The following is a 17980-nucleotide window of genomic DNA, read 5'->3' as shown; positions in this document are numbered from 1 at the left end:
TGGATAACATATGCATTTAATACATACATGTTATATAACTTCCCAACTTGTTTGACAAGAACAAACATTCTCTTTTATAATCTGATAAAAATGAAAGGGTTGTATGGGAAATGAGACGATTATTTATCACTTTCGAAAAGTATATACGGAAAAAAATCAGCACTTACCAGAGAAGAAATGGTAGGTGCTTTTTCTTTGTAAAAAATAAATGACAAAAATATTAACCGATAATGGGAGGAATGTAGAAATGAGTAAAAAAGGAAGTAACGGAGAAGCAATACTATCAATATATCTAAAGGATTTTTATAAAGGTTGGAAGGAACTATTAGACTGTGAACTATCAAATATTGTGTTGGAACAGCGTCATGCAAATAGCAATATTGATTTATCAGCAGTAAACCGTATACGTAAACTGGGCGTTTACATGGAGATTCAATTGACTAAAGCCAATACAAAATATTTGGATCGAATACAAAACATGATGAATAGATACCCCGAATCGGTCATTATTTGGGTGGCTCGTTCTTTCGACAAAGTGTTATTGCAAGAGTTAGAAGATTGGATGGCAAAACACAATAAACTATATATTGACTTCTACGCACTCACTATTTCTGATGAAGCCTTGAAAGAACTGCATAGTCTAAATAAATTGTACAAGCTTGACGTATATGACAAGATGCATGTTCTAAATGACATAGATAATCTATTACAGGTGGAATATAAACTGATTAATTTACATCCAATGCATTGTGGAAGTGTGGCGATTGAACCTCCAACTTACGATTTCTCCCGACCAGATGATATAAAGAAGGCACTATTAAAAGTATTGCAAAAGAGAATGCCGTACTATTTAAACTTTCACTATCGAAAAAAAACGAACCTCCACGATCACGTGCTTACAGTTGGATCTGGTCGAAGCAACATCTCTTATCGCTGTTCGGCAAATAATGCAAAATCATTGGCGTTTGTAGAATTGTATTTCGATTCATCGAGAGAAAAGGAATATGATGAATTTAAGAAGGTGGAGCAAACCATTCGACAAAAAGTACATCCGCATATTTGTTTTGAAAATCGAAGAATCGGTGTTTATTTTCAACCATTGCAAACATATGAAGAAACATTTGAACAAATCGCTGAGATATTTGAGCGATTTATTCGATTCTTTAGTCCATACTTCTATGGCGGAAAAGATATAAAAGTTATACGTGAACAGGAAGAAAAGGTTACAAAAGGCATTCAATCTGCAATTTTAACAAGATTGGATTATTCGCCCAATAGATTGGTGGAGGACTTTTTGGAAGAAGAACCATGGGAGACGGAAGACAGTTACCGAATACGGCAAGAAGGAATGGCAGATTTCTACCTATATAACGGCTAATATTATTTGTGTGAGCTTTGTTTAAAAAAACAAGGCTCTTTTTTTCTGGAATCTATTTACTTTTAATTAATATTTGTTATATAATTCATTTAACAAATAAAATCAAATATTCGATTTGACAAATTAGAAGGAGGTGTGCTATGAATCTCGGAGAAATAGCAGACATTCGAACAGGACTTGTTTTAACGAGGAAGAAAGTAGAAGTGGGGAACGAAGTGAAAGCCACATATAACTTAATTACCTTGAAAAATATTACTGAAGATGGAGTCTTTAACGATGAACCATTCGAAGTGTTCCAAAGTAATGACCTGTTAAATAATCAACACTTTACGGAAGCAGGCGATGTACTAATTCGATTAAATTATCCTCATACGTCTGTCTTTATAGATGAAACAAAATCAGGCTTATTAGTCCCATCTTACTTTGCCATTATAAAAGTGGATCAGTCCAAATTCTTATCTGAATATGTAGCATGGTACTTAAATAAAGACAGTGTTAAAAAAGAATTGGAACGTTCGCAGGCTGGAACTCGTATACCAAGTACAAATAAATCTGCATTAAATTCGATTCCGATTGAAGATATACCTATATCCAAGCAACAAGCTCTTATAAGACTGTGGAGGTTACATCAACAAGAAAAAGCACTTTACAACAGATTAATTGAGGAAAAGGAAAAATGGTTCAACGCCATCACAAAACAAATTGTGCAAGGTGAAATAAGGGAGGAATTAAGATGAGTGAAAAAGTAACAAAAGATCAAATTAACAGTGTTTTATGGCAAGCGGCTGATACATTTAGAGGAAAGGTTGATTCCAGTACATACAAGGATTATATACTGACAATGCTGTTCATCAAGTATTTAAGTGATGCTTATAAAGAGCATTTAGAAGAGTATACGAAGCGTTATGATGGTGATGAGCAACGTATTCAACGTGCATTATCCAGAGAGCGTTTTGTGTTAGATGAACAGTCTACATTTGATTATTTGTATAGCAAACGGAATGATGCAGAAATCGGTGAAATTATCAATAAAGCATTGGAACGTCTGGAAAACGAAAATACAGGTAAGCTTCGTGGTGTCTTCCGTAACATTGATTTTAATAGTGAAGCGATTCTTGGGAAGGCAAAAGAACGAAATACAATGCTCCGTTCTTTATTAGAGGACTTTAATAAGCTGACATTAAAGCCTTCTGTTGTAGGAAATGAAGATGTCATTGGTGATGCTTATCAATACATGATTGAACGTTTTGCATCTGATGCGGGAAAGAAGGGTGGCGAATTTTATACACCTTCTATGGCATCCGAGCTGTTAGCACGACTTGTCAAACCTCAAGAAAATGACCGTATTTACGATCCTACGTGTGGATCTGGTTCACTTCTCATTCGAGTTGCTAACCAAGTACCGAATAAAAAGGTAGCTATTTATGGTCAAGAACGTAATGGTACGACCCATTCATTAGCACTAATGAATATGTACTTGCATGGAATTGATGATGCAAAGATTGAGTGGGGTGATACATTAGCGAACCCACTTCACTTAGAAGATGGAAAATTGATGAAATTCCAGGCTATCGTAGCGAATCCACCATTCTCATTGGACAAATGGGCAATGGGCTTCATGGGAGAAGGAACAAATGATAGCAAATTTAAAATGGAAGCAAGTTTAGATCCACATAGACGTTTTGAATGGGGTGTTCCACCAAGTTCTAAAGGGGACTATGCATTTGTTCAACACATGCTCTATTCGTTAGCGGAAAACGGAAGAATGGCAACAATTCTACCGCATGGTGTTCTTTTCCGAGGTGCAAGTGAAGGGAAAATTCGTCAACAAATTATTGAGATGAACTTACTGGATGCAGTCATTGGATTGCCTGAAAACTTATTCTATGGTGTTGGGATACCAGTTTGTATCATGGTTTTCAAAAAGAATAGAACCCGTAAAGATGTTTTATTCATAGATGCTTCTGGTGAAGAACATTATCAAAAAGGGAAAAATCAAAATCAGTTAAGAGAACAAGACATCGCTAAAATTGTTGACACATATGAAAAGCAAGAAACGATTGATAAATACTCTTATGTTGCCACTTTAGATGAAATAAAAGAAAACGACTATAACCTGAACATTCCTCGATACGTTGACACATTTGAAGAAGAAGAGCCAGTGGATATGGATGCGGTGAAAGAGAATATCGCAAACATTAAGCTGGAGCTACAAGAAGTTGAAGCAGAAATGGAGAAATATTTGAAGGAATTAGGGCTGTAGGATAGAAAATACACCATTTTGTTGAGGTCAACAAAATGATAGCAAGAGAGGTGTTTACATGAGCAATACTTCTGATTTATTAATGTACCAAACCGAAAATGGAGATACGAAAATTCAGGTTCGCTTAGAAGGTGAAACGGTTTGGATGACACAAAAGGCAATGGCAGAGTTGTTTCAGAAAAGTGTTAAAACAATCAATGAGCATATAAAAAACATATACGAAGAAAAAGAGTTAGAGGAAAGTTTAACTATCCGGAAAAACCGGATAGTTCAACTTGAAGGTTCTCGTGAAGTTGAACGTGAAGTGACCTTTTACAACCTTGAAATGATTATTGCAGTCGGCTATCGTGTACGATCCCATCGTGGTACACAATTCCGTCAATGGGCAACAGAGCGTTTAAATGAATATATGGTAAAAGGATTTACGATGGATGACGAACGCTTAAAAGAAATGCGGAATATTGGGGCAGATTATTTTGATGAATTATTGGAACGTATTCGTGATATTCGTGCTTCCGAAAGACGTTTTTATTACAAAATAACAGATATTTATGCTACATCTATTGATTACGATCCGAATACACCAATTGCAAGAGAATTCTTTGCAACCGTTCAAAACAAACTTCACTTTGCAATCCATGGACATACTGCTTCGGAACTGATAATGAAACGAGCGGATGCAACAAAGCCAAACATGGGCTTAACGAGTTGGAAAGGTGATAAGGTACGAAAGCAAGATGTAACAGTAGCGAAAAATTATCTATCACAAGAAGAACTCAGCGATTTAAACCGTATTGTTACGATGTACTTAGACTATGCCGAATCGCAAGCAAAGAAGAAAAAGCCGATGTATATGAAAGATTGGGCAGAAAAATTAGATGCATTTTTAGAGTTTAATGAACATGAAATATTAACTAACGCTGGGAAAATTAAAGCAAAAGTAGCGGAACAATTTGCAAACGAACAATATGAAGTGTTTCATCAACAACGATTAGCAGAACCGAAGCGAGATGATTTTCAAAAGTATTTAGAGGAAAAGAAACTTTAATCATTAACAGATTAGAAAGTAGGTGCAACTTTGGAGGACTGGAGGAAATATGAATTTGGTGAGGTTGTGACTTTATCAAAAGAAAAATATAATCCAAAAAAAGACAAGGACAATTTTAAGTGTATTGAATTAGAACACTTAGAAAGTGAAACAGGTAGACTTATAGGTTATACGGATAGCATTACTCAACAGAGTGTGAAAAATAAATTTAAGCCAGGTTCAGTGTTGTTTGGAAAATTGAGACCGTACCTTAAAAAATTTCACTTCCCTCAGTTTCATGGAGTTTGTTCTTCTGAAATATGGGTATTAGAAGGCACTGAAGGAAAGGTATTAAATGAATACTTATATTATTTAATACAATCAAACAGGTTTTCTCAAAATGCTAACAAATCAGCTGGTTCAAAAATGCCAAGAGCTGATTGGAGTTATGTGTCAGAAGTTATATTTGCAGTTCCAACTCTTGAAGAACAACAAAAAATCGCCTCCATCCTCTCCACTTGGGACAAGGTAATTGAGCTAAAAGAAAAGCTAATCGAGCAGAAGAAAGTGCAGAAAAAGGGATTAATGGAGAAGTTGCTGACGGGTGAAGTGAGATTGCCTGGGTTTGATGGAGAGTGGAAGGAAGTTAAGCTGGCAAAAGTGGTGAAAAAAATCAAAGGAAAAGCAGTGGAGTATTTAGAAGGTGGAAAGTTCCCTGCGATTGATATGGATTATTTAGAATCTGGAACGTTTAAAAACTATTCTAATGATGCTACGGTTTTCGCAGAGAAAAATGATGTTTTACTTCTATGGGATGGATCAAGGGCTGGAATGGCATTTACGGGAGTTGAAGGAGCTGTTGGATCAACTTTTGTAAAATTGGAATGTAAGTCCATACACAATATATTTCTGCAGAAACATCTTGAAATGAATGAACAAAAAATTCAAAGGTTAAGGGAAGGATCAGGCATACCTCACGTACCTAAAGATTTTTTGGATTATTATAAAGTTAAAATGCCGAGCATGGAGGAACAAAAAGCAATTGCATACGTGTTAAATAGTATGGATAGGGATTTAGATCTTCTACTTAAAGAAGTAACTTATTTAAAGAAACAAAAACAAGGTCTTATTCAACTTCTTCTAACAGGGAAAGTCCGAGTGAAGGTATAATTCCTTTGCTCCTTTTCCCTTATTCTTAACAATGGAGGTGTAGAAATGTCGATTCCGCAAAGTTATGATGAACGTTATATTAGTCAACAGCCTGCAATCGAGGTATTGCAAGAATTAGGTTATCAGTACATAGAAGCAGAACGAGCTGAGGCGATGCGTGAGAATCTCTATAGTGTTTTGCTGAAAACGGTATTGGAAAAGAAATTGAAGGAGTTAAATTCCTATCAGTATAAAGATGTTACGTATAAGTTCAGTGAAGCGAATATCCAACAAGCGATGCGTGACTTGGATGAGCCACTCACAAATGGACTTGTAAAGGCGAATGAAAGCATTTATGAAACGTTGATGTTAGGGAGAACTTATACAGAATTACTTCCAGACGGCTCGAAAAAGTCTTTTACGATTCAATATATTGATTGGGAAAATGTTGAAAATAATGTATTTCACATTGTAGAAGAATTTTCTGTAGAACGTGTAGACGGCAGGGGTACAGTTCGCCCAGACATTGTGTTGTTTGTAAATGGCATTCCGTTTGTGGTCATTGAATGCAAGAAGGCTTCGATTTCGATGGAACAAGGAATTAGCCAAATGATTCGAAATCAAAAAAACGACTATGTTCCCCAACTGTTTAAGTTTGTGCAGTTGGTGATGGCAACAAATAAAAACGAAACAAAATATGCGACATGTGGAACACCGAAGAAGTTCTGGTCAGTGTGGAAAGAAGAGCATGAGGAATGGTTAGATCATTGGTTACATCAAACCGTTGCGAACCGTTTGCCAACGATGCAAGACAAAAACATCATTTCCTTGTTTCACCCAGAACGACTTCTTGAATTGACTTGTTTCTTTACACTATTTGATAAAGATATAAAAAAGGTGACTCGATATCAGCAATATTTTGCGATAAAAGAGATATTAAAAACAATCCAAGAGCGAGATGAAAACGGAAATCGCCAGAGTGGGGTAATCTGGCACACGCAAGGTAGTGGGAAATCGCTCACAATGGTGATGCTTGCTCGTTATATTTTATCGGAATTAAATGACTACCATCCTAAAATTATTGTCGTAACAGACAGGGTAGAACTGGATAAGCAAATTCACAAAACGTTTAATCACACGAGATTAAAAGCAAGTAGAGCGACATCAGGCAGTCATTTAGTTTCACTGATTAAAGATGGGAATACTGATATCGTCACGACATTAGTGCATAAATTCGATACGGCATCAACAAAACAACAGCCAATTGAATCGAGAGATATCTTTGTACTTGTTGATGAATCGCACCGCACCCAGTATGGTGAATTGCACATTAAAATGAAAAAAGTGTTCCCAAACGCAAGTTATCTCGGATTCACAGGAACCCCATTGATGAAAAAAGAGAAAAGCACGATGATCAAATTCGGTAAGCTCATTCATAAATACACAATTGCAGATGGCGTAAAAGATCGTGCAATCGTTCCGTTGCTTTATGAAGGAAAAATGGTTGATCAAACAGTCAACAAAACAGCGATTGATAACCGACTGTCGATGATCACTCGTCATTTGAACGATAAGCAAAAAGACGAGGTAATGAAAAAATGGAGCCATTTTGAACGAATAGCATCTTCTGATCAGCGTATTAGTATGATTGCTTTTGATATTAATGATCATTTTTATCGCAATTACAAGACGCAAGGGTCCCAGTTTAAAGCCATGCTTGCGACTAATAGCAAGATGGAAGCGATTCGGTATTTGGAAGCCTTTGAAGAACTTGGTGATTTAAACTGTGCAGTCGTTATTTCTCCTCCAGACCAACGAGAAGGTCATGATGCGATAGATGAAGAATCGAATGATAAGATCCAACGTTTTTGGCAACGAATGATGAATCGTTATGGAACTGCAGAAGACTATGAAGATGCCATTAAAGATGAGTTTATTCATGGCGATGATATTGATTTACTTATTGTAGTTGATAAACTACTAACAGGTTTTGATGCCCCTCGTGCGTCACTTTTATATATTGATAAACCAATGAAAGAGCATACGCTCTTACAAGCAATCGCCAGGGTAAATAGACTATACGAAGGAAAAGACTACGGACTTATTATTGATTATCGTGGGTTGTTATCAAAATTAGATGAAGCTCTGCAAATGTATTCAGGTGCAGGGTTAGAGAATTTTGATCCGAAAGATCTGCAAGGAGCCATTCATGATGTCATTAGCGTAGTCGGTTCACTTCGTCAGCATCATTCTGACTTACTGCAACTGTTCTCATCAATTAAAAATAAGCAAGATGTCGAAGAGTATGAAGTATTGTTAGAAGATGAAGAGAAGAGAGAATCGTTTTATGATACATTAAGTCAATTCGGTCGCAACCTTGGGATCGCACTGGAATCTGAACGAATCTATAATGCACTACAGCCAGAAGAACTTGCTACGTATAAAAGGGATTTGAAGTTTTTCCAAGAGCTAAGAAAAAGTGTGAAATTACGTTATTCGGATACAATTGACCATAAAGAGTACGAGGCGAAAATGCAAAAGCTCATGGATCAATATATCTCAGCAGAGCAAGTCATTCGTATTACAAATCCTGTCGACATCTTAAACGAAAAGGCTTTTGAAGAAGAATTGGAGCGTTTAGATTCGAAACGGGCAAAAGCGGATGCCATTCGGACACGATTAACGAAGAGTGTCCATGCGAAATGGGATGAAAACCCTGCTTACTATAAGAAGTTTTCTGAACGGATTCAAGAGGCGATTCAGGAATATAAGGATAAGCGGATTTCTGAAGCAGAATACTTGAACAAGATGAAAGATATTATGAACGATTACAGAAACGGTGAATCTAAAGAAGATTACCCAAACGTCATAAAAGAAAATAAGGATGCACAAGCATTTTATGGTGTGACGAAAGACATTTTAGTTGAAACGAAAGAAGAACGTGCAAGTTACGGTGAGGACTTACTTGGAGAATTAGCCTTGAAGATGGATGAAATCATCAAACAGCATCAGAAGGTTGATTGGCATAATAACCTTCAAATTCATAATCGTATTGCACAAGATTTGGATGATCTGTTATATGACTTTTCCAAAGAACATAACGTTGAGTTAGATTATGACACGATTGATAAATTGATTGAACAAATAAAAACGGTAGCCATCAGACGTTACTAAGGTTGTGAACAACATGGAAAGGCATCAAATCCACTATGGCAACAAATGTATTGATTTTATGCTTGAACGTAAAAACGTTAAGAATGTGAATTTAAACATTAAGCCTGATATGACTATTCAAGTATCAGCAAATGATCAAGTACCGATTGATTTTATTTATGAATTTGTTAAAAGCAAAGGTGCTTGGATTTTGAAGAATGTGAAAACATTCGAAGACGTAATGCCACATAAACAAAGTGAGCGAGAGTATGTAAGCGGGGAATCTTTTCGTTATTTAGGAAAGCAATACCGTTTGCGTGTTGAAAAAACAGAAGATGAAGAAATGGTGAAATATTTGCGAGGATTTATTTACTTATATGTGCAAAACCCGCACAACTATCAGCGAAAAGAGAAGTTGATGGATGGTTGGTATCGGGAAAAAGCTCTGAAAATATTTCAAGAATCCCTCGACAAAATGAGCTTATGCATGCAGAAATATGGGGTAGAAAAGCCTGCTTTAGATTTACGCTTGATGAAAGCACGATGGGGTTCAGCTTTAGTAGATAAAAATACAATACTTTTGAATACGGAACTAATTAAAGCTCCCAAACATTGCATCGACTATGTTGTTCTGCATGAGCTGATTCATTTTAAATATAACGACCACAGCGATAACTTTTATAAAATGTTATATACTCTAATGCCCGATTGGGAAAAACGGAAAACAATACTCGATGAAGAGATTGTCCAAGAACTTTAACAACACGAACTGACAACAAGATACGAAGGAAAGACAGTTTCTAATTAGATTAGAGCTGTCTTTTTTTATCAGAATAGAGCCAAAGATTTTATATTATCGAAGGGAGAATGGTGAAAAATGATTCAAGGTAAAAGTTACATTAGATCTATTGAGAAATATATTAAGTCAGTTGATGGTGTTTTTCGATTAGGAGTGAAAATTACGAATGAAAACAAAGAGAAAATAGAAAAGATAGGTTTCCCTGCTTTCGAAGCTGGACAAGCAATGTTTCCGCCTATAGTTGGTAGGTTTACTCGTTTCAATGTAGAAGGTAAGGAGATTATAAGAAGAGATCTTCCCAAAGAAACTATCTATGTTTCTATGTATTCCACACGTAAGGAGTTCAGAGGGAGAGATCAAACGGAGGAAGTGACAGATTTCGTTGATATTCCCCGTCAAGTTTATAAAAAAGAGATTATACCAGGAACAGGATTTGAAATTGTAATTGAAGCAAAAGGTGATGATTTATTTTTATTGATAAATGAAACTTTTAATAAAGAAACAGATTCGGAGATAGCTACAGTTGGAGCAAATATTATTTTAGAGTTAGTAGGATATTGCGAAGTTTTCTCAGAACAGTTAGATACCTATTACAAACCTTCACATTTAAAGCGATACAATTGGATCTTTTTGGAGAGTAAAGAATTGCCATGGGAAGAACGAAAGGAACGTTTTAAAGAAATAGTTGAATCAAGTAAAAAATCAAAACAGATGGTAATTTGGGAAAGACTTGAAACAATCGTTCAATATAAGCCTGATTTTGAAGCAATTGGTCAGAATGGCTTTTCAGGCTATGTTGTATTCGGATTTAAGGATAAGGAATTATATGTTTTTGAAAGTGCAAATGTAGGCAACGCTACTTATATTGTTAAAGGGGATTGGGAAAGCGTGTCTAAAATGAGTAAAGCGGAAATTATCAAAAACAATCTTCATGAATGGCGGCTTATTCATCGAAATGATTGGAAAGGAAAAGTAAAGAAGGTACTTGGATAATAGAAAAGCATTAGTTTTAATATATGCTCCTTTAAAATAAGGCAGTTCCAATTTAAGCATTGATATTGGCACTGCCTTACCTTTCAAATTTCTTTTTACTTGTCGGAATATTTATCTGTAAAGTCGAGAAGAAGTTGAGCAATAATATCTTGGATTTTCAATTGGGGGAACTCGTTTTCACAAGTAGCAACAAAGTTTTGGTAGAGATCGTCTGGCATACGGAAGTTTTTACTGGAGGTTTTAGAGGTAGATCGGAAAATACGCTTATCAATAATGAAGTCGTCATTGTGTTTATATCTTTCAACTATACTTTTCAAAACGGAAAAATTCGCTTTAATATAATCCATCTCAGAATCTGTTTGGTCATAAATAGTGGAAATCTGGCTCTCATCACGAACAAATTTATAATATTGATTTTCTCGTTTAATATAAACATAATCATCTTCTTGCATTAGTTTTGTAAAGGTGGAATAGTTCATTTCAAGTGCATCCGCTACCTTTTGTAAATCAAAACCTTCTTTTTTTAGTAATGCATTTACAATGGCTACACGATCTTTGCTATTTGCTGTGTGGAATTTGTCTTTGTTCATCTTTACACCTCCTATCTTTTGATTTTTTATTATAGATTGATAGTTATGTAATTATTCATTTTTATAAGGGGGAAAGTATAATGAAAGGTTTAGTTGGAGGAAATACAATTGAAGACTTTGTAAATGAAAGAGGTATAAAAAATTTGGTTCATTTTACTCGAGTAGAAAATTTAAGCAGTATTTTAAATAATGGACTAATACCTGTTTCTTATTTATCGCAAAAAAGAATGGACTATATAAATAATGATGATTTAAGATTGGATGATTGTGAGGATGCTAATTGTATTTCCATTCAGTATCCGAATTATCAGATGTTTTATAAGTACAGAAACCAAAATCGAGGAACTGATTGGGTTATTTTAGGTATTAAAAAGGAAGTATTATGGAAGAAGGATTGTGTGTTTTGTGTTGAAAATGCGGCCAGTGGCAGAATGTTATCTACTTCTTTGGATGAGAGAAGGGGAGTAGAGGCATTGAAACGATTATATGATGAATATCCTGGGAAACCATTAAGGACTGAATTGAAGTTGCGTAATGATTTTCCAACTCATCCTCAAGCAGAAGTTCTTGTTTTTGATATCATAGAACCTGAATTAATTTGGGGAGTAGCATTTGAGAGTCAAGAGAAATTACAGCAGTACTGCTCGTTGATACCTCCCACTGTTAAATCGAGTGTTGAAACATGGCTGTACAGTTATAGACATGATTATGAGCATTGGAGAATATAAGGAGGAAATATGGCTAATAGACCAGTTTTTATAGCGGAGAAAACGGATAATAGTTTCGTTAAAGAAAAGCAAATAAATTTTGAATGGTTCGCTGGATTTTCTGTAAAGCAAAAACAGAAATCAATAGAATCTTTTCATGAGAATATTAAAAAATATGATGAAAAATTAAATATATTAGAAGTTTCAAGTAAATCAAAAGATGAATTAGGTGTCGCTTTAAGTGCATTCAATCTAATAATAACAGCTAAAAACGGTAAAAAATTTAGTGTAGAAACTGCCTTTCAAGCAAGTAAGGTATTCCAAAATGGTGGCCCGTTTTTAGATCTTTATGAGAAAACATCGAAAGAGGCAAAAAAAGATCCTCGAATAAAAAATAGCGGGAAATTATTATACTTTCAATTTTTCAGTAGAAAATGGGATTTAGAACCTAAAACATTGTTTTATGATTGGTTATATATAAATGCATTAGCCTTAAATGAAGATATAGCTAATAGTGTTGTTGAATACAATGCATTTACAGATATTGAGTTTAATCCTGAAAAGTCAATTAATTGCCAGGCGAGATCTGTTGCACTATATGTATCATTGTATAAAGCAAATCAGCTTGATAAAGCTTTAGAATCTGTTGATAGATATAAGCAAATAATTCAAGGAACTTTTATTAGCCCAAAAAGGATTGAAGATGTTGTAACAGAAAGGGTAGAGCAATTAAGTATATTTGATGAGATTGAATAATTGTATTTTTATTGTAGGAAAGTGGTGTATTTTATGAATTATAGTATCTATGAGTCAGACGTAACTTCTGATATAAAAGATTGTTTAAATGAACTTGGGACACAGCCAGTTCTTTTTATAGGATCTGGATTGTCTAAAAGATATTTTAACGCTCCCAATTGGGTTGAATTATTAGAACTACTTCAAAAAGAATGTCCTTATATACCTCATGAAGTGGGTTATTATCTTCAAGATGGAATATCATTAGAAGAGATAGGTAGTGTATTTACCGATTACTATCGTAAGTGGGCATGGGACAATAGAGAAAGGTTTCCAACTGAATTATTTGAAGCTTCTATCCCTAAATCGTCATATATCAAATTTATGATTTCATCTATACTGAATTTAATCACACCAGATGGTATTGAAAGTGTACAATCAGAGCAACATCGTTCAGAAATAAGATTTTTACAAGAAATACAGCCACATGCAATAATAACTACTAATTATGATATGTTTATAGAAAATATTTTTACTGATTATCAATCTATTATAGGTCAAAGAATATTAAAGCCTGACACAATGTCTATAGGAGAAATCTTTAAGATACATGGAAGCACTAATGAATTCATGGATCTTGTGTTCAATCAAGAAGACTATGACTTATTTTTAAAGAAGAAGAAATACTTAAGTGCAAAACTATTAACTTTTTTTGCTGAACATCCATTAGTTTTTATAGGATATAGTGCTAACGACAAAAATATACAGAGGATACTTTCAGATATAGATGAAATTATTTCTACTGATGGGGATTTAATTCCAAATATTTACTTTTTGGAATATAATAAAAACTTAACAGAGAATGATGTCCCATCACGAGAAAAAGTATTATTTATCAACAATAAAGAAGTTAGAATTAAATATATAGAGGCTAAAAATTTTGATTGGGTGTTTAAAGCGTTTAGTGCCAATAAGGCATGGGATAATGTACACCCTAAGCTACTAAGAGCATTACTTGCAAGGACATATAAATTGGTGCGTAGTGATATACCAAGAAGAAGCGTAGAGGTTGATTTCGATATTATAGAAAAGGTGGTCAGTGATAATCAATCATTACCAAAGCTTTATGGGGTAGCTATGCTTGATGATCCAAGCCAATTAAATCTTCAATACCCATATAACTTGACACAGATTGGTCAACAACTTGGATATACGAATTGGCATAGTGCAAATAGATTAATTGAAACAATACACAAAAACACTGGAATAAATATTAAGGAGACAGATAATCGGTATCATATTCTAATTAAAACAGGAAAAACAGAGATGCATAAATACTCTAAACATATTGTTGAAATTCTTCATAAAGTGGACATAGGAGAAGAATACTCAATAGAATTATAGTGAGACAGCAATCCCTACTTTAATCAATTGTTTTAGAATTAACAAGTAAATATGTGACTAACAAAAATTGTCTTCAGTTAATTTAATTAGCTTCTTTATAAGTAACTAATACACAAAAAAGACGAGAGTGAAAGTTCTCTCGTCTAATTTTTTGCCTCTTAAATAACTACGGTGAGCCTTATCACAAATAACGGCAATTTTTAAAGGAGAGCATATATACCGTTATTATCGCTCATTAGAAAATAGAGTGAAGCAAGCTTCGATTTCGGAGGAAGAATGGACTTTGTTTGTCAAGTTAACTTGTGCAAGGCTAGTAAATAAAGGAACGCGCCTGATTGAGTCTGGTGATCACGTAAGCTGCAATTATTTTTGCTCAGAAGGTTTATTCCGGTTATTTTACACGCTGGCCAACGGCAGGGAATATAATGTCGCTTTGGAGAATGATTTTGTTACATCCTATGGTAACAGGCCAGCCCACCAACTTTACGATCAAAGCGATGGAGGATTCGGCCGTTATAGAAATTCGGAAGGACGTACTGGAAGAATTAATGAATAAAAGCCATATGTGAGAAAGAAATTAAAGATTTATACCCAGGGATACATGAAAATTAAAGATGTCATTATGGGCATGGAAAATGCTTTTAAGTCCTATGAGTCGGAAGTGCTCAAAATGAATTGATCAAGTTAGGATGTAAAAAGACCGGAAAAACTCTGTGAGTGAAGTCCGGTCTTTTTATCAACTTGCCCTACCGGTGAATGACTATGTTAAAAATATCTTTTTGGCAACATTTACAGCATTCAAGACTTTAGGAAACCCCGTGTATGGGTAGCATTGCAGTAATGCCTCAATCACTTCTTGTCTCGTTAGACCTACACGAATGGAGGCATTGAGATGAACGTGCAACTGTGTCTCGCATCCACCTTGAGCAGTTAAGGCTCCTAATGTGACGAGTTGGCGCTGTTTAGGGTTTAGTCCTGAGCGGCTGTAGATTTCACCAAACGCAAATTCAATGATTTGTTCAGCTAATACAGGGGCAATCTCGGCAAGTGAATCGGCAACCGCCTCACCATGTTTGCCGTCGATTTCTTGAAGTTTTGTTACGCCTCTTTCCCGTCGTTCCCCTATAGAATGTAGTAGTTCGTCCTCGATGTTTACTTCGATATTTTGTTCTGCAAAAAGTTGTTTCGCAACGGTAATGGCATTTAAAGCACGAGGAGCCCCGCAAAACGGAATACAATGGGTAGCAATTTCAATAATTTCGTTTGGCGTAATTCCAACTTTCAAACCGAAATTCATGTGCCACTTGAGTTGATTTGGAGTATCACCTAACGATGTTAACGCAGAGATCACGATCATTTCTCTTTGTTGATAGGTGAGTACGGGATTATTGAAAACTTGCCCAAAAAATTCAATAATGTACCGACTTATGTGGGGAGATACATCGTTTAAAGTATGAATAACCGCTTGGATTCCTGCTTCATCAGTTTCTTGAAAAAGTTTTTTTCCATTTTCATAGTTTGAGTTCATCGCTTAATTGCCTCCAGTTTTGATGTTTTCTATTTCCCGGTACTTCTAATGTAGTTTATTATTGCTGCTCGAAGTCAAATATATGTTTTTACAATAGAATTTGCTATTAGGTAGAGGTTACTAAAGCATTTTTCTATCTTTTTGATCTACATTTCGTTATAGTAACTATAACGAAAGGGGACGGATCGGATGTCATTTTCGATGAAATATGTAGTTGATAACTTACATGTGACTGCAAATACACTCAGATTTTATGAAACGGAAGGGTTGTTAAGAAAAATTTCTCGAGATTCAAATGGTCGTAGAATATATAATGATGACGATTTGAGATGGATCAACTTTATCCGATCTCTGCGGTTGACAGGAATGCCTATTTCTAAAATAAAAGAATATATCGATCTTTATGAATTAGGCGATGAAACATTCCTGCAAAGAAAAGAAATGATGATGCAGCATAAATTAGAAGTACAGAATAAAATCAATGAAAACCTAAAACATTTAGAAGTAATAAGTTATAAGGTTGCGATGTACGAACTTCAAGAAAGGAAAGACACGCAGAAAATTTAGTATACTGGACTGTAAGATAAAAGCTCGGCTGTATGCCGAGCTTTTCCAATGATGACACAGCTGTTTCAACATGGTTGTTTGTTACACGTTCCGGCGCCATATGCTTTTTAGTCAGTCCAGCTGAACATAAAACGTCGTCTTCTCGTTCGGCACACTCTTCGCATAGATCTTGCCCGCATGTTCGGCGGGGATGCCCGGACCAGTATTGGTCACCGAAACCTGGATATGGCCCTGACGTTTTTTAAGCGTTACGTGGATTTGGGATCCTATCTTTAACAATAGATCGTCAATAAGACGGTCTTTTTTATTTTGAATTTTGAAAAGGATCTTTGAAATTATAATTTATAGGCTTATCTCAGTGTAACATATAATTGACATCTGAATAAATGTCATATATATTGTACATATCGATGGTGATGAAAGGGTGTTTGGCTTGAACAGGGTCAAAGAGTATAGAAAACGATGCAACCTTACTCAGATTGAACTTGCCAAAAGAGTTGGTGTTGCAAGACAAACCATTAATCTAATTGAAAATGATAAGTATAACCCCTCTTTGTCTTTGTGTATTTCCTTAGCTAAGGAGCTCAAAACAGACCTTAACACTCTATTTTGGGAGGAGAAAATGAATGAAGAATCAAATACTTAATCGCTTTATTGGCGCAGTTGACGATCGTGATGAATATCAGCGTTATGAAATTTATAAGGAATTAGCCTTTTCTGGGGTTTTGTTATGGTATTTATCCATGTTATTAATGTTCATTAGTCTCATCATTGATACAATACAAAACACCCTATCGTTTGCGACACCTTCACTTTTCATGATTAATATGATTTACGGGGCTATGATTATTATAAAAATGAGGAAAAAACATCTTGATGAAACAGATTGTGCTTCGATAGAAGAATATGAGGAAAAGAAAAAACGCTTGAAAAAAACGTCATTTTTAGCTGGTTTTCAATGGGGGTTATCCATGTTAATTTTTATGGAATATGTATCTCCTTATTTATCGACTGGTGAAATAAATGTAAGTTTGTGGAATATATTGGTTTGGGTTATAGGTGGAATATTCTTTGGTATGACAATGTATTGGTTTTCAAAATCAAAGCTACAGAAGCACTTTTGATCAAATGGTCAAGCAAGGAGCTTCAAAGGAAAATGGGAATAGGAACACTTCGCAAAATGTGTAAGTGTTCTTTTTTACGCAGTAAGAATTAGAAGACTCCCTGTGTACTTTTTAAACGTTGAAAGGAGATAAATATGACATTTACCATATATATAAAAGTAATTGTGTTTTTATCCCGAGTTACCAACTTTTTAAAAATCAAATTAGATAAGGACCTTCGGTATCTATGAAGAAAATTGTAAAAAAATTTTTATCACCAAGTAAAAAATACAAAGTTGAAATTATGAAAAGACATGATGGTCTATACACAACAGAAGTCTTTGCATGGTTTGAATGGGATGACGAGTATGAACATGAGTATTGGAGTCCAATTAAACAAGGTTTATCACTGATTGATACAGAGAAAAGAGCGATAGAAATTGGTATTGAACAACTAAAAGAATGTTCAGGTGAACTTATCGATTAAGGAGGAGTTGTTCTAAAAACATCTCAAAACGAGAGTGTCGATGGTTAGGAATGATCATTGTTCAATAAAGGAGCTGTCCTAAAAGGTCATGAAATTG

The 17980-nt window shown here is 35.0% G+C and carries 18 protein-coding genes and 1 pseudogene; 17 read left to right on the top strand and 2 right to left on the bottom strand.

Going from position 1 to position 17980, the window contains the following annotated elements:
- Positions 1-247: 247 nt before the first annotated feature.
- From P3X63_RS22420 to P3X63_RS22385, 8 genes are all read left to right on the top strand, one after another.
- Positions 248-1378 carry a hypothetical protein gene (locus P3X63_RS22420; protein WP_277692161.1) on the top strand — a complete coding sequence of 377 codons (1131 nt, stop codon included), beginning with the start codon at positions 248-250 and terminating at the stop codon, positions 1376-1378.
- 140 nt (positions 1379-1518) lie between these two features.
- Positions 1519-2115 (top strand): restriction endonuclease subunit S domain-containing protein, encoded by a 597-nt coding sequence (locus tag P3X63_RS22415; protein ID WP_277692160.1) that lies wholly within the window; start codon positions 1519-1521, stop codon positions 2113-2115.
- Positions 2112-3641 (top strand): type I restriction-modification system subunit M, encoded by a 1530-nt coding sequence (locus tag P3X63_RS22410; RefSeq protein WP_277692158.1) that lies wholly within the window; start codon positions 2112-2114, stop codon positions 3639-3641. The genes P3X63_RS22415 and P3X63_RS22410 overlap by 4 nt, the downstream gene beginning before the upstream one ends.
- Before the next feature lie 58 nt (positions 3642-3699).
- Positions 3700-4689: a virulence RhuM family protein gene (locus P3X63_RS22405; RefSeq protein ID WP_277692157.1), complete on the top strand. Its 990-nt coding sequence runs from the start codon at positions 3700-3702 to the stop codon at positions 4687-4689.
- A gap of 30 nt (positions 4690-4719) precedes the next feature.
- Positions 4720-5838 carry a restriction endonuclease subunit S gene (locus P3X63_RS22400; protein WP_277692155.1) on the top strand — a complete coding sequence of 373 codons (1119 nt, stop codon included), beginning with the start codon at positions 4720-4722 and terminating at the stop codon, positions 5836-5838.
- Positions 5839-5883: 45 nt separating this feature from the next.
- Complete coding sequence (locus tag P3X63_RS22395) at positions 5884-8991, top strand: type I restriction endonuclease subunit R (protein ID WP_277692154.1); 3108 nt, start codon at positions 5884-5886, stop codon at positions 8989-8991.
- Positions 8992-9004: 13 nt separating this feature from the next.
- Positions 9005-9730 carry a YgjP family zinc-dependent metalloprotease gene (locus P3X63_RS22390; RefSeq protein ID WP_277692153.1) on the top strand — a complete coding sequence of 242 codons (726 nt, stop codon included), beginning with the start codon at positions 9005-9007 and terminating at the stop codon, positions 9728-9730.
- A 117-nt stretch (positions 9731-9847) separates the two neighbouring features.
- Positions 9848-10762 carry a hypothetical protein gene (locus P3X63_RS22385; RefSeq protein ID WP_277692152.1) on the top strand — a complete coding sequence of 305 codons (915 nt, stop codon included), beginning with the start codon at positions 9848-9850 and terminating at the stop codon, positions 10760-10762.
- Positions 10763-10857: 95 nt separating this feature from the next.
- Here the strand turns inward: P3X63_RS22385 and P3X63_RS22380 are convergent, their stop codons facing one another.
- On the bottom strand, positions 10858-11352 hold the full coding sequence (locus P3X63_RS22380; protein ID WP_277692151.1) for a hypothetical protein: 495 nt from the start codon (positions 11350-11352) through the stop codon (positions 10858-10860).
- Positions 11353-11432: 80 nt separating this feature from the next.
- Between P3X63_RS22380 and P3X63_RS22375 the strand changes: the two genes are divergently transcribed.
- The 5 genes and pseudogenes from P3X63_RS22375 to P3X63_RS22355 form a co-directional block, all read left to right on the top strand.
- On the top strand, positions 11433-12080 hold the full coding sequence (locus tag P3X63_RS22375) for a DarT ssDNA thymidine ADP-ribosyltransferase family protein (RefSeq protein ID WP_277692149.1): 648 nt from the start codon (positions 11433-11435) through the stop codon (positions 12078-12080).
- Positions 12081-12089: 9 nt separating this feature from the next.
- Complete coding sequence (locus tag P3X63_RS22370) at positions 12090-12815, top strand: DarT1-associated NADAR antitoxin family protein (RefSeq protein WP_277692147.1); 726 nt, start codon at positions 12090-12092, stop codon at positions 12813-12815.
- A gap of 33 nt (positions 12816-12848) precedes the next feature.
- A complete protein-coding gene (locus P3X63_RS22365) occupies positions 12849-14198 on the top strand; it encodes an SIR2 family protein (protein WP_277692145.1) in 1350 nt (449 codons plus the stop codon).
- Positions 14199-14644: 446 nt separating this feature from the next.
- Positions 14645-14767, top strand: a complete 123-nt coding sequence (locus P3X63_RS22775; protein ID WP_218669744.1) for a cyclic nucleotide-binding domain-containing protein — start codon at positions 14645-14647, stop codon at positions 14765-14767.
- 17 nt (positions 14768-14784) lie between these two features.
- Positions 14785-14877 (top strand): annotated as a pseudogene (locus P3X63_RS22355) (darcynin family protein); the annotation flags it as partial.
- A gap of 81 nt (positions 14878-14958) precedes the next feature.
- Here P3X63_RS22355 and P3X63_RS22770 read toward each other — a convergent pair.
- Positions 14959-15726: a carboxymuconolactone decarboxylase family protein gene (locus P3X63_RS22770; RefSeq protein WP_347176586.1), complete on the bottom strand. Its 768-nt coding sequence runs from the start codon at positions 15724-15726 to the stop codon at positions 14959-14961.
- A 201-nt stretch (positions 15727-15927) separates the two neighbouring features.
- Here P3X63_RS22770 and P3X63_RS22340 point away from each other — a divergent pair, with 201 nt between their 5' ends.
- The 4 genes from P3X63_RS22340 (at position 15928) to P3X63_RS22325 (ending at position 17883) form a co-directional block, all read left to right on the top strand.
- Positions 15928-16293, top strand: coding sequence for a MerR family transcriptional regulator (locus P3X63_RS22340; RefSeq protein WP_236251182.1), 366 nt, complete (start codon positions 15928-15930; stop codon positions 16291-16293).
- 433 nt (positions 16294-16726) lie between these two features.
- Positions 16727-16939, top strand: a complete 213-nt coding sequence (locus P3X63_RS22335; RefSeq protein WP_026589436.1) for a helix-turn-helix transcriptional regulator — start codon at positions 16727-16729, stop codon at positions 16937-16939.
- Complete coding sequence (locus tag P3X63_RS22330; protein ID WP_026589435.1) at positions 16920-17417, top strand: DUF3278 domain-containing protein; 498 nt, start codon at positions 16920-16922, stop codon at positions 17415-17417. Before P3X63_RS22335 ends, P3X63_RS22330 begins: the two co-directional genes overlap by 20 nt.
- 226 nt (positions 17418-17643) lie before the next feature.
- Positions 17644-17883: a hypothetical protein gene (locus P3X63_RS22325; RefSeq protein WP_077736133.1), complete on the top strand. Its 240-nt coding sequence runs from the start codon at positions 17644-17646 to the stop codon at positions 17881-17883.
- The last annotated feature ends 97 nt before the right edge of the window (positions 17884-17980 follow it).

Origin of the sequence: Bacillus sp. HSf4, assembly GCF_029537375.1 — a bacterium.
Classification (GTDB): domain Bacteria; phylum Bacillota; class Bacilli; order Bacillales; family Bacillaceae; genus Bacillus; species Bacillus sonorensis_A.
The sequence above is the reverse complement of the archived record's forward strand: the minus strand, read 5'-3'. Positions and strand labels throughout refer to the sequence as shown.